This window comes from Neorhizobium huautlense (assembly GCF_030811685.1).
Lineage (GTDB): Bacteria > Pseudomonadota > Alphaproteobacteria > Rhizobiales > Rhizobiaceae > Neorhizobium > Neorhizobium huautlense_A.
Genome location: NZ_JAUSRF010000001.1, coordinates 341,035 through 353,672, shown reverse-complemented (window position 1 = coordinate 353,672; position 12,638 = coordinate 341,035). Strand labels below are relative to the sequence as shown.

The 12,638-nt window shown below is 60.3% G+C and carries 11 protein-coding genes; 6 read left to right on the top strand and 5 right to left on the bottom strand.

Annotation, left to right across the window (positions count from 1 at the left end):
• Positions 1-367: 367 nt before the first annotated feature.
• Both J2T09_RS01520 and J2T09_RS01515 read left to right on the top strand, forming a co-directional pair.
• Positions 368-1,789 (top strand): RtcB family protein, encoded by a 1,422-nt coding sequence (locus J2T09_RS01520; RefSeq protein ID WP_306830312.1) that lies wholly within the window; start codon positions 368-370, stop codon positions 1,787-1,789.
• Positions 1,790-1,932: 143 nt separating this feature from the next.
• A complete protein-coding gene (locus J2T09_RS01515) occupies positions 1,933-4,065 on the top strand; it encodes a TonB-dependent receptor domain-containing protein (RefSeq protein ID WP_373458325.1) in 2,133 nt (710 codons plus the stop codon).
• Between the two features lie 63 nt (positions 4,066-4,128).
• Here the strand turns inward: J2T09_RS01515 and J2T09_RS01510 are convergent, their stop codons facing one another.
• Complete coding sequence (locus tag J2T09_RS01510; RefSeq protein ID WP_306830310.1) at positions 4,129-5,631, bottom strand: glycosyl transferase family protein; 1,503 nt, start codon at positions 5,629-5,631, stop codon at positions 4,129-4,131.
• Positions 5,632-5,806: 175 nt separating this feature from the next.
• Between J2T09_RS01510 and J2T09_RS01505 the strand changes: the two genes are divergently transcribed.
• The 4 genes from J2T09_RS01505 (at position 5,807) to J2T09_RS01490 (ending at position 9,495) form a co-directional block, all read left to right on the top strand.
• Entirely contained in the window at positions 5,807-6,739 is a 933-nt protein-coding gene (locus J2T09_RS01505) for a siderophore ABC transporter substrate-binding protein (RefSeq protein WP_306830780.1), read from the top strand.
• Positions 6,740-6,822: 83 nt separating this feature from the next.
• Positions 6,823-7,785, top strand: coding sequence for an ABC transporter permease (locus tag J2T09_RS01500; protein ID WP_306830778.1), 963 nt, complete (start codon positions 6,823-6,825; stop codon positions 7,783-7,785).
• A gap of 4 nt (positions 7,786-7,789) precedes the next feature.
• A complete protein-coding gene (locus tag J2T09_RS01495; protein ID WP_373458359.1) occupies positions 7,790-8,743 on the top strand; it encodes an iron chelate uptake ABC transporter family permease subunit in 954 nt (317 codons plus the stop codon).
• Entirely contained in the window at positions 8,740-9,495 is a 756-nt protein-coding gene (locus tag J2T09_RS01490) for an iron ABC transporter ATP-binding protein (RefSeq protein WP_306830306.1), read from the top strand. The genes J2T09_RS01495 and J2T09_RS01490 overlap by 4 nt, the downstream gene beginning before the upstream one ends.
• A 6-nt stretch (positions 9,496-9,501) precedes the next feature.
• Here the strand turns inward: J2T09_RS01490 and J2T09_RS01485 are convergent, their stop codons facing one another.
• The 4 genes from J2T09_RS01485 to J2T09_RS01470 all read right to left on the bottom strand — a co-directional run bounded on the left by J2T09_RS01485 (position 9,502) and on the right by J2T09_RS01470 (position 12,633).
• Complete coding sequence (locus J2T09_RS01485) at positions 9,502-9,654, bottom strand: hypothetical protein (RefSeq protein WP_306830304.1); 153 nt, start codon at positions 9,652-9,654, stop codon at positions 9,502-9,504.
• Positions 9,655-9,762: 108 nt separating this feature from the next.
• Positions 9,763-10,323, bottom strand: coding sequence for an FMN reductase (gene msuE, locus J2T09_RS01480; protein WP_306830303.1), 561 nt, complete (start codon positions 10,321-10,323; stop codon positions 9,763-9,765).
• Positions 10,324-10,351: 28 nt separating this feature from the next.
• Entirely contained in the window at positions 10,352-11,533 is a 1,182-nt protein-coding gene (locus J2T09_RS01475; RefSeq protein WP_306830299.1) for an acyl-CoA dehydrogenase family protein, read from the bottom strand.
• Positions 11,530-12,633 (bottom strand): LLM class flavin-dependent oxidoreductase, encoded by a 1,104-nt coding sequence (locus J2T09_RS01470; protein ID WP_306830297.1) that lies wholly within the window; start codon positions 12,631-12,633, stop codon positions 11,530-11,532. Before J2T09_RS01470 ends, J2T09_RS01475 begins: the two co-directional genes overlap by 4 nt.
• Between the last annotated feature and the right edge of the window lie 5 nt (positions 12,634-12,638).

Below are 12,638 nucleotides of genomic sequence, written 5' to 3'. Positions count from 1 at the left end.
GTCGCCATGATCTGAAATACCGTGGCGAATGCCGGGGAAACTACAGTGGTAACCCTAAAAGGGTCGCGGGTTCGAGGCCCGCACCGCAGAGATGCCGCAAGGCGTGGACGCGGAAGTTTCCTCAACACTGGTCGCCACGACCGAAATGCAGCGGCGAATGCCGGACGAAATTACAGTCGCCACCATAGGGTGGTCTGATGGGTTCGACTCCCATCTCGGGCAGCGCTCTCTGGCACGGGCGGGGCCACCCGCTTTCGTCCAACCTCGTCGCCGCTGCTGGTTTTTTGAAGAAAAATGTCGGGCGGAATATGCCGCCCGGCAGTCGTACACCGAATGGAACAGAAGGACTGCAAACGCAGATAGACAAATGATTGAGATCGTAAGCGGACAGGATTTGATCGATGCAGGCATGCCGCAGGGCAAGTGGTTTCGCCCCGCGCTCGATGCTGCCAACAAGGTGCTGAGCGAAGGTGGCTCGATGGATGTGGCGCTCGCCGCAGCCCGCGTTTTCCAGCCGGCGCCAACTGTGCCGCTGCGACTGGAAGGGGATATCGAGATCTATTCGAACATCCGTGCCGAAAACGCCTTCGAGCAGGACAATGTCGAGAAGGTGAACGCAACGATGCGCGCGCTTGCCCGTACCCCGGTTGTTCGTGCTGCAGCCATCATGCCTGATGCCTGCCCGGCCGGTCCGGTCGGGACCATTCCGGTCGGCGGTGTGGTTGCCTCGGAAGCCATTCATCCGGGCATGCATTCGGCCGATATCTGCTGCTCGATGGCAATTTCCGTGTTTCCGGGTGTGGACCCGAAGGCGCTGCTGGATGCCATCCATTCCGTGACCCACTTTGGTCCGGGTGGACGTGCCGCCGATCAGCGGATCAAGCCCTCTGAAGCGACGCTCGCCGCCTTCCATCAGAACCCGTATCTTACCGGTGCGGCGCTGAATGTCGGCATCGAGCATTTTGGAACGCAGGGTGATGGCAACCATTTTGCCTATGTCGGCACGATGAAATCGACCGGCGAAACGGTGCTTGTTACCCATCACGGTTCGCGTGCGCCGGGTGCGCGGCTCTACGAGCGTGGCATGAAGGTTGCGAACAAGTTTCGCGAGCTGATCTCGCCCGAAACGCACCGTGACAATGCCTGGATCCCGGCGGATACCGAGGAAGGCGACCAGTATTGGTCCGCTCTGCAGATCATCCGCCAGTGGACGAAGGAGAACCATTATATCCTGCACGACATGGCGGCGGAAAAGCTTGCGGCAAAAGTGTCGGACCGCTTCTGGAACGAACATAATTTCGTGTTCCGGAAGTCGGATGGTCTCTTCTATCACGGCAAGGGTGCGACGCCGGCCTTCGATGGCTGGGCCGACGATGCGACCGATCTGACGATCATTCCGCTCAACATGGCGGAACCGATCCTGATCGTACGCGGATCGAACGCCGCAAACGGCCTTGGTTTCTCGCCACATGGGGCCGGCCGTAATTTTTCGCGCAGCGCCCATATTCGTCGCCTTGGCGAGGAATATGGTGCGGATCAGCGTGGATTGAGCCCGAACAACATCGCCGAGATCATGGCGAAGGAAACGGTGGGTCTCGATGCGCGTTTCTTCTCCGGCAATGCGGATATTTCCGAACTGCCGAGCGCCTACAAATCGGCCGCAAACGTGCGGGCCCAGATCGAACATTACGGCCTTGCCGAAGTGGTCGATGAGGTGATCCCGTTCGGCAGCATCATGGCCGGTGACTGGCAGCGCGATGCGCCGTGGCGCAAGAAGAAACGTCGTTAAATGATGGGGCAGGGGGCGATCGCTCCCTGCCTTCCATTTTGCGTATTTTAGAACTTGGAATGTCTCTAAAACATCCGCGTTGACCCCTTAAAGCCCCATTCATTAAGTGGACTTGTTTTGTCATATTAATGTCGGGGGACATGATGCAGTATCTCGTTGAGCCGGAGCCCCAGCTCGATCGTCGCGCCGTCACACGCAGCGCAAACACAGGCATTTCTCGCCGTTATCTCGCCTTGGCACTGGCCGGCACGGCGCTTGGTTTTTCGCCTGCTGCGTATGCGCAACAGGAAGAGGAAACCACTCTTCTCCAACAGATCGTCGTCACGGCCTCCGGTTTTGCCCAGAACGTCAAGGAAGCGCCGGCGAGCATTACGGTTGTGTCCCGCGAGGATCTCGAAAAGGGCGCCTATCGCGACCTGACCGATGCGCTGCGCGAAGTGCAGGGTGTGGCCGTCACCGGCGTGGCCAATGAAAAGGACATCTTTATCCGTGGCCTGCCGGGTGCCTACACGCTGATCCTCGTCGATGGCAAACGGCAGAGCACGCGTGATGCGCGCACCAACGGCAATTCCGGTTACGAGCAGAATTTCATGCCGCCGGCTGCCGCCATCGAGCGAATAGAAGTCGTGCGCGGACCGATGTCGTCGCTTTACGGTTCGGACGCCATGGGCGGTGTCATCAACATCATCACCCGCAAAGTGTCCGATGTCTGGTCCGGCAGCGTTTCCACCGATGCGACGGTGCAGCAGCATTCGAAATTCGGCAATTCCGGCCAGGCATCGTTTTATGCCAATGGTCCGGTCATTCAGGATACGCTCGGCCTGCAGATCTGGGGACGCGGCCTGACCCGCTCCGAAGACCGGTTCCTGAGCGGCACGACATCGGCCAAGGAATTCGATCTCACCGGTCGCCTGTCGCTGACGCCGAACGAAGATCACGATATCATCCTCGAAGCCGGCCGCCAGAACGTGCGCCGCGTGGCCTCCGCCCCCAACACGCTGGCCGCCGGTGCCAACGGCACCTATAACCAGAACGGCCGCGATCACTGGTCGCTGTCGCATACCGGCCGCTGGGGACCGACGACTTCGGAATTTTCCATTCTGCAGGAATGGGCGCAGCGCGAGAACTACACGTTTAATGCCGCACGCGATGCCTTCGTTCGTAACGCGCGTGCGCCGGAAATTCGCAACACCGTCATCGATGGCAAGTTTACGACCCCGTTCGAATTGCTTGGCTCCCATACGCTGGTCACCGGCGGCCAGTATTTTGAAGCGCATCTGCGTGACCAGAATCCCGGCCGCCGGACGGGTGTGACAGAATCCTTTTCAGCGACGCAATGGGCGATCTTCGCCGAGGATGAATGGCGCATCTGGGATGACTTTGCGCTGACGGCCGGTCTTCGAAGCGACCATCACGAGGAATACGGTTATCACCTCAGCCCGCGTCTCTACGGTGTCTGGAATGCCACCAACGACCTGACCATCAAGGGCGGTATTTCCACCGGTTTCCGCGCGCCGGATATCCGCAGCATCGCGCCCGGTTACGCCTATACGACGGGTGGCGGCGGTTGCTCCTATGGTCCGACCGGCACCTGCGGCGTCATCATCGCCGATCCGAGCCTGAAGGCCGAGACCAGCACGAGTTATGAAATCGGCGCGCTGTGGGACAATGGCGATCTCAGCCTCGGTGCCACCTATTTCTACACCGACTTCAAGGACAAGATCGCCAATGCTCTCGTCACCGATGCGGCCGGCAATCCGGTGCGCTGGAGCGAGGATCCGAACTACCGCCTCTGGTATAACTACAATATCGACGACGCGATCATTCAGGGGCTGGAACTGACCGCCACCTGGCATGCGACAGCGGATCTCTCCTTCCGCGGCAGCTATACCTATACGCATTCGGAACAGCAGACCGGTGCCTATGCCGGCTTCCCGCTTGCCCGTACGCCGGAGCATATCGCCAATGTCCGCGCCGACTGGACCACCCCGGTCGAAGGCTTGGAGGCATGGGTTTCGGTCAACTATCACGGTGAGGAAATCGCGTCCGGCGCGCGTATCGGCTCCAACGGCACGCCGGTCACCATCAATGGCGCGACTGGGCGGAAATACGATCCTTACACGATGGTCGATTTCGGCGCGAAATATGCGGTCAACGACAGTGTCACTGTGAATGGCGCCATCTATAACGTCTTCGACAAGAAAGTGGAGCAGACCGACTTCAACACCACGATGGAAGGTCGCCGTTTCTGGCTGAGCGTCACCAAGACCTTCTGATTTTTTCGATGACGGCAAACGCGAAAAGCCTTCGCGTTTGCCTGCCCCATTCGGGCATGCAGCCTATCGCTTGCGCACGGCCCACAGTTCGCTCGCCCGTTTCAGGCAATCGTCGAAACCTGCTTGGGGATCACCCGTAAGCGCCAGAAACGCTACCGCTGCCGTTTTCACGATCACCGCCTCCGCCCAGTCGTCCCGCGCCGCGCCGGACCAGATCGCCTGCCAGTATTCGCGCTGGGTCAGCATGCCGCTGGTGCCGGGCTTGAGCTTCTTTCCAGCTGGGACAGTCAGATCGGCATCGATGCCGGACGTCATGCGAAAAATCTTGACCATGCGGCCGGGCGTAAATTCCGCCACGTCGCGTACCGAACCGATCAGCGCGATATTGGGCAGGTCGAGATGCCGGGCCACATCGCGGTAGAGATCGCGGCGGGATGATTGTGATGCGCCGAGGATCGAGGTTTTCGCGCCTATCGGATTGATCATGTGAATGGCGGAATGCAGCGGATTGCGCATTTCGAACATGGCATGCAGGCCAAGCAGGCTGCGCGTCTGCGGCGCCAGTGAACCGAGCGGCGTGAAGGCGATCCCGCCTGCGGCCAAAGCCATGCTGGCGTCTGCCAGCGTCAGGCAAACCGGAATGCCCGCATCCTCCGCCGCCGCTTCCAGTTTTCCGCTTTCCGGGCCGCTGCCGTAATGGCCATGCAGAAGCACCTTGTGACCCGCCATGGCCACCAGCCGCGCGGCGTGCAGAAACCATGGCGCGCTGCGCACCTTGGGAGACATATAGGCCGGCCAGTCGAGGTCAGGCCGCGTGAATTTTGCGGGAAGCGTGATCGTCGCGCGGATGGCCTCGGCAAAACCGGCCAGTTCGCCGGCGCTGGCGCCACGATAATGGATCGTCATCAGCAGCGCCCCGACCTGCAAGGGATCGGCCTGACCGTCGAGAATGAGGGCAAGCGCATCGCGCGCTTCCTCCTGCGTCAGCGGTCGGCTGCGGCCGGGGCCGGGTGCCGTCGTGGCAATGTAACGCGCCAGCCGCCGGTGTGGATCGGCATTGTCGCCGATCGCCGCGATACGGACGGCGAAATGGCGCGGGGTCGGCGCGGCTTCTAGCTGATCGGCGGGGGTCACGGAAAGCGGCACGATGTTTGTTCGGGTCTCGACTGCCCAGTCATCCGGGGAGGGTGAAGGTGCCGCTGCCGTTGGCTCGGGCGGGGACGCAGCAAGGTTCGGCGCCGGTGCCAATGGCGTGCTGCCGTTCACAGCCAGCAATAATTCTGTTTCGGATGCATGGCCTCTCACACGCAGACGCAGGGATTCGGCGAAAGGTGTCGGCCGCATGCCCTGTCCGGTGCGAATGAAGATCGGATCGTCATAAAGCTTGCGCAGCTCCGCAAGCATGCGGCTGACCGCCGAGACCTGCAGTTTCAGGCTTTCGGCGGCGCGGCTGACACTCCCTTCACGCAGCAAGGCATCGAAGGCGATGAGCAGTTTGACCTGATTGAACGCGCCCGCGCCGCTGTCATCCACTTTTCTGCCGAGGCTGCGCCTGTCGTCTGCCATGCCTTATCGCCTCGCCATGCCTGCCGTTTTGCAAGATGTGCAATTTAGATCGTCTCTAAATGACATCGATTGACCCATCAGCTCTCCCTACATAAGTGTACATAATTACTCAACTTAGATTTTGATCGATGACAGAGCCTTGATCCGCACTGGCATCGGCCACGACAGGGGAACCTTGATGACGACGATGAAGCGGCCTTTGCGGCTTGCCATGGCTCTGATGACCACGGCCATTTCCTTCGGATTTGCAGGCACCAGTGCCAGCGCCGCAGACGTCACCATCAAGCACGCCAAGGGCGAGGCGACATTTTCCGAAGTGCCCAAAAAGGTTCTGACCTTCGATCTGGCCGCACTCGACACCCTGACCGCTTTAGGCATCGAGGTGTCCGGCGTGCCGGCGGGCAACAAGCCGGCTTATCTTTCGAAATATGCAGGCGAGGACGTCGCGAAGATCGGCACGTTCTTCGAACCGGATTATGAGGCCGTCAACGCCGCCGAACCGGATCTGATCATCGTCGCCGGTCGCTCCAGCGCCAAGTTCGACGATCTCGCCAAGATCGCCCCGACCATCGACCTGACGGTCAAGGCCGAAAATTTCCTGTCGGAAGCGCAGGAAAACGTTCGCAGCCTCGGCAAGATTTTCGGCAAGGAAAAGGAAGCCGAAGCGCTTCTTGAAAAGCTGGCCTCTTCCACCGCCGATCTCAAGGCAAAGGCCGGCCAGCAGGGCAAGGCGCTGCTGGTGCTGACCACCGGCGGCAAGATGAGCAGTTATGGTCCGGGCTCGCGTTTCGGCATGCTGTTTTCCGACTACGGTTTTGTGCCTGCCGAGGAAACCGGCGCCAAGGGCACGCATGGCAATCCGAGCTCGTATGAATACATTCTCGAAAAGAACCCGGACTGGCTGTTCGTGATCGATCGCGATGCCGCCATCGGCCGTGACGGTGCCGCCAAGAAGATGCTCGACAACGAGGTGGTCGGCCAGACGACGGCATGGAAGAGCAATCACGTCGTGTATCTCGATCCGGTCGCCTGGTATCTGGTTGGCGGCGGCATCACCTCGATGCAGAACACCGTGGATGACCTTTCCAAGGCAATCAGCACGAACTGACGTATCATCCATAAACGCCAGTTGCTGAGTGAACCGCGCTCCCCCGCGCGGTTCATCCTTTTCCGGATTATCTGAATTTGCCGCTGAAATTCTTCCTGCCCGCCCTGCTGCTGACCGTCATTCTGGCCTTCGTGAGCCTGTTCGTCGGCGTGCGCGATGTTTCGCCACTCGACCTTTTTGCAGGTGCGGCCGATCAGCGGGACCTGATGGTGCTGGTGGCCAGCCGGGTGCCGCGCACCGTTGCGCTGGTGCTTGCCGGTTCCGGCATGGCCATTGCCGGCACGATCATGCAGATGCTGGCCCGCAACCGGTTTGTCGAACCGTCCACTGCCGGCACGGTGGAATCCGCAGGCCTCGGCATGCTCACGGTGCTGCTGATCGCACCGGATATGCCGGTGATCGCAAAAATGCTGGTGGCGGCGGCCTTTTCCATGGCCGGCACGGCACTGTTTCTCTCCATCCTGCGCGCCATTCCGCTGCGATCGATCCTGATGGTGCCGCTGGTCGGTATCATGCTGGGTGGCATGATCAGTGCTGTCACGACGTTTTTCGCCTACCGTTTCGATCTCCTGCAATCCATGGGCGCCTGGGCGAGCGGCGATTTTTCCGTCGTCCTGCGCGGGCGATATGAAATCCTCTGGGTCGCCTTTGCTTTGACGATCGCCGCCTATGTCGCGGCCGACCGTTTTACTGTCGCCGGCATGGGCGAGGATTTTTCCAGCAATCTCGGGCTCAACTATCGCAAGGTCATGGCATTGGGCCTGGTCATCGTCTCCATGGTGACGGCCTGTGTCGTCGTCACCGCCGGTGTGGTGCCGTTTCTCGGCCTGATCGTGCCCAATGTGGTCAGCATGATCATGGGAGACAATCTGCGCCGCAGCCTGCCGTGGATCGGCCTTTGTGGAGCAGCCCTGGTGCTGGTCTGCGATATCATCGGCCGGATCATAAACGCGCCTTTTGAAATCCCTGTCGGCGCAGTGCTCGGCATCGTCGGCAGCCTGTTTTTCCTTTACCTGCTGATCGGGAGGCGCAACCGTGTCGCCTGACGTTTTGCGCAAAACCTCTCTGGTCACGCTGTCCATTCTTGCAGTGCTTTCACTGGTCTCCGCCGTCGCCTTCATGACATGGGGTGCGCGCGGCAGTTGGTCCTTCGTGCTGAGTTTTCGCGGCACAAGGCTCGCTGCACTGATCATCGTCGCCTATGCGATCTCGGTCTCGACCGTGCTGTTCCAGACCATTACCGGCAACCGTATCCTCACGCCGTCGATCATGGGTTTTGATGCGCTTTACGTGCTGCTTCAGACCGTGCTCGTTTTCACGCTCGGTGCTGCGGCCACCTCCGCCATCGATCCGCGATTGATGTTCATCGTCGAGGTCGCGGCCATGGTCGGTTTTTCGCTGCTGCTGTTCCGCTTTCTTTTCTCCGGCCATGCGCAGAATATTCATTTGCTTGTTCTGGTCGGCATCGTGCTCGGTGTGCTGTTCCGCAGCCTGTCCGGTTTCCTGCAACGCATCATCAATCCGGATGATTTCGTCGTGCTGCAGGATCGCCTGTTTGCAAGTTTCAACATCACCGATGGTACGCTTGTCGGCGTTTCCGCCGTGCTGGTGGCCGGGGTGAGCGTTTTCATCTGGCGCATGCGCGATACGTTTGATGTGCTGGCGCTGGGGCGCGACATGGCGATCTCGCTGGGGCTCGATTATCAGGCAGCAACGACAAGAATTCTCATCCTCGTCGCCATCCTCATCTCCGTGTCGACCGCACTCGTTGGACCGGTCACGTTCTTCGGGCTTCTCGTCGCCAACCTCGCCTATCTGATCATTCCGGCCAGCCGGCACCGTTATACGCTGCCGGCGGCGGTGCTGATCTCGGTCCTCTGTCTGGTAGGCGGCCAGACAATATTGGAGCGCCTGTTTGCCTTCGATACGGCGCTGTCGATCATCATCGAATTTGCCGGTGGCCTGTTCTTCATCCTCTTCCTTTTGAAAGGGCGCAACCGATGATCGAGGTTTCCGGCGTCAGCAAATCCTATGGCAAAACGCTCGTTGTCGATGGCGTCACACTATCGTTGCCCAAGGGCGGACTGACCTCGATCATCGGCCCCAACGGCGCCGGCAAGTCGACGCTGATGTCGATGATTGCACGTCTGCTGCCGATGGATGCGGGCAGCGTCGTGGTGGATGGTCTGGACGTGACAAATGTATCGGGTGATGTGCTGGCCAGACGCTTGTCGATCCTGCGGCAGGACAATCATCTGACGGCCCGTTTGACGGTGACCGATCTCGTCACCTTCGGGCGTTACCCTTACAGTAAAGGCCGCCCAACGCTGGAGGATCGCGATCACGTCGAGCGCGCCATCGACTATCTGGGGCTTGCCGATCTGCGTCACCGGTTTCTCGATGAACTTTCCGGCGGCCAGCGCCAGCGCGCCTTCGTGGCGATGGTGCTGTGCCAGGATACGGATTACATGCTGTTCGACGAGCCGCTCAACAATCTCGATATCAGCCATTCGGTGTCGATGATGAAGCTGCTGCGCGACTCGGCGCGCGATCTCGGCAAGACGGTCGTCATGGTCCTGCACGATATCAATTTCGCGTCCTGTTATTCAGACCACATCGTCGTCATGCGCGATGGCAGGCTTTTCCTGCAGGGGACGCCGACGGATATCGTCCGACAGGAAATCCTGTCGGAGATATATGGCACCGAGTTTCGTGTGCACGAACTCGATGGCAATCGCATCGCAACGTTCTATTGAGGTTGCTCAGTCTTCCTCTTCGGCCTTGCGGGCCTGCATCAGCCGGGCCTGCCGCAGGCGTTCGGTCTTCTGCTCGCGCGCGGCTGCTTCGGCCTCGATGATGCCGAATGCGACCTGATTGGTCTGTTCGAACTTCGCGAGTCTGTCAGCCAGTGCCATTTTCATACCTCATTTTTGCCGCCCCTTAATTAACTAGGGCGGATATGAGGCAATCCAACCCGTTGCTACCTTTTTGTACGGTGATGTACGCAAATAGGGCAGGTCGGGTTATTCAGCTGCGATCGCCGAGACGGCGGCGCGTGCTCTCACCAGAAGCGAAGCCTCGGCCAGTGCCTGACCCACGCGGTTGGTGATGACGGGTGACGGCACGCCATCGGTAAAATCACGGCCCGAGGCATAGATCGCCGTCGGCAGGACAAAGGCTTCGAAAAAGGCGAAAAGCGGCCGAAGTTGGTGCTCGACCACCAGCGAATGCCGTTCGCCGCCGCCGGTTGCCGTCAGGATGATCGGCTTGCCGCGCAGATCGGCCGGATCGAGCAGGTCGAACACATGCTTGAACAGGCCGGTATAGCTGCCCTTGTAGGTGGGTGAACCGATCACCAGCGCTTCCGCCTCGATGATCGTGCGGATGATTTTTCGTGCCGAGGGATTGAGGTCGGAGACAGAGCGGGCAGCAGCAAGCGAGGTGCCGAGATCCTCGATGTCGAACACGACATGGTCGAGACCGGTCTGGTTTCCAAGCTGTTCGGTCACGCTCTCCACGAAACGCCGTGTGCTCGACGGGCGGGAGAGATTGCCCGAAAAACCGACGATCAGGTCATTGCTCATGGAAAATCCTTTCAGGAATTTTTCGCTGTCATGCGGTTTTGAGGATTGGCAGTGCGGTCGAAAAGATCTCCTGTTCCGCCTGTGCCCGGTTCCACCGGTCGAACGCCGCACGACCGAGGATCGAAATCGACGTGTCCTCCTGCGGGGCATGGACCAGCACCGACTGGACATCGCGAAAATGCCGTTCCAGCCCAAGGTCGGCGCTGAGACCGGGATTGCCGAGGCCGCGAACGGCAATCTGCACCGCCTCGCGGATCTGTCGTCCGGCGAGAATTCTCGCCCTGATCAGGCTTTCGGCTTCCACCTGTTTCGCATCCAGCGTGCCGAAGATGAGCTGTCTTGCGCCGGATACGAGAAGGTCGATTTCGCCCGACAGCGTGACGAAACGCTCCGTCTTGGCAACGGCATGGCCGAGATTAGTCGGCACGCGTTCGTGTGCAAACCGGCTGAATGCCGCCTGTGCCGCTTCCGCTGCACCCAGATAGATCGCCGTCAGTGCCAGATTGATGGCGGCATGGGCGCGGTTGTCCTGTTCGGCAACCGAGGGATCGACCAGATCGATGGCGTTTTCGAGAGGAATTTCGACCTCGACATATTCGACATCGTGTGAACCGGTGGCGCGCATACCAAGGCTGGTCCAGTTCTCGATCACGTTGATGCCCGGCAACCCGTTCGGCACGACGAATGTGCCGACCCGCGCAGGCGTCGCGTCGGTATGTGCCCAGACGAGAAAATGCGTGAGGCCATGGGCACCCGTCACGAAACGTTTGTGGCCGGAAATCGACCAGCCGTTTGCCGTGCGCCGGGCCTTGGTAGCGGGCAGGCCGCCGCGCGCCGGCGATCCGAGTTCAGGCTCCACGCGGGCGGCATTGATGAGAAGCGGCCGCTGTTTCGCCTCCGCCAGCAGGCTTTTGTAGAGATCTTCCGGCCAGTGATTTTTCGTCGCCTGGCCGAGATGGTTGAAGATCGTCATGGCGCTGATCAGCGCCACCGACGGGTCTCCGCGCCCGAGGCCTGCGAGAATGCGGGCGGCATCACCGAGCGTGCCGCCCTTGCCGCCATAACGGGTGGCGACGGTCGCTTCGAGAAGGCCGGCTTCATGGACGGCGCGAATGCCCGCCCATGGAAACTGGCCGGTGCGATCCGCTTCCGGCGCCGCAGCCGAAATCGTATCTATGGTGTGCTGGGAAACGATCCGGTCGAGGCTCATGCGGCGGCCTTCTTTCTGGCTTCCTCACGCTCGCGAATGCCCTCGCGCACCAGAGGCAGGATGTAGCGACCGTAATCGACGGCATCGTTGTAATTGTCGTAACCGCGGATCGAGATCAGGTCGCAGCCGAGATCGATATAATCGAGGATGCTGTCGGCGATGGTGCGCGGTGAGCCGACAAGCGCCGTGGTGGCGCCGCTGGCATTGGTGGCGGTCACGGTCGGGTACCAGAGTGCCCGGTCATGCACATCGCCGCGCTTGGCAATATCGAGCAGGCGCTGGGAACCGACATTGGCCGGTGCGGGCGCGTTGACCGGTGCGCGATGGAGCCCCTTTTCACGGTTGGCGGTCAGCTGATCGAGCACCTTGTGGGCCTTTTCCCAGGCCAGTTCGTCGGTTTCGGCAACGATCGGCCGGAAGGTGACCCAGATGCGTGGGCGATCGGTGCGGCCGGCCTTTGCGGCTTCGGCATAGATGCGTTCGATCTGCTGTTTGGTTTCCGCCAGCGGCTCACCCCAGAGGCCAAAGATGTCGCAGAGCGAACCGCCGATACGATAGGCCGCGTCCGACGAACCGCCGAGCGAAATCGGGATCGTGCCATTGGTCGGGCGCACGGCGCTGCGGAACTGCTTGAACTGGTAATATTTGCCGTCGAAATCGAATGGCTCCTTCGAGGACCATGCCAGCCGCAGGATGCGGATATATTCCTCCTGCCGCTCGTAACGTTCCTCCTTGTTGAGGAAGTCGCCTTCGCGAGCCTGTTCCTCATCGCTGCCGCCGGCAATGAAGTGGACGACGACACGGCCGCCGCTCAGCTGGTCAAGCGTGGCGAGCGATTTGGCCGCGACCGTCGGATAGACCGTGTTGGGGCGCAGCGCGACGATGATCTTGATGTTCTTCGTATGCGCCAGAACCGTGGCGCCGAGCGTGAACGGATCGAAGGACGACGAGGAATAGGGGATCAGCGTGTAGTTGAAACCATAATCGTCGAGTGCACGGGCATATCGCTCGAGAAAGCGCGGATCGACGGGTGCGTCCGGAATGGGGTTGAGGTCGTTCGATTCATTGGGAAAGCTGACGCTGATGAATTCCGCAGTCATTTTGA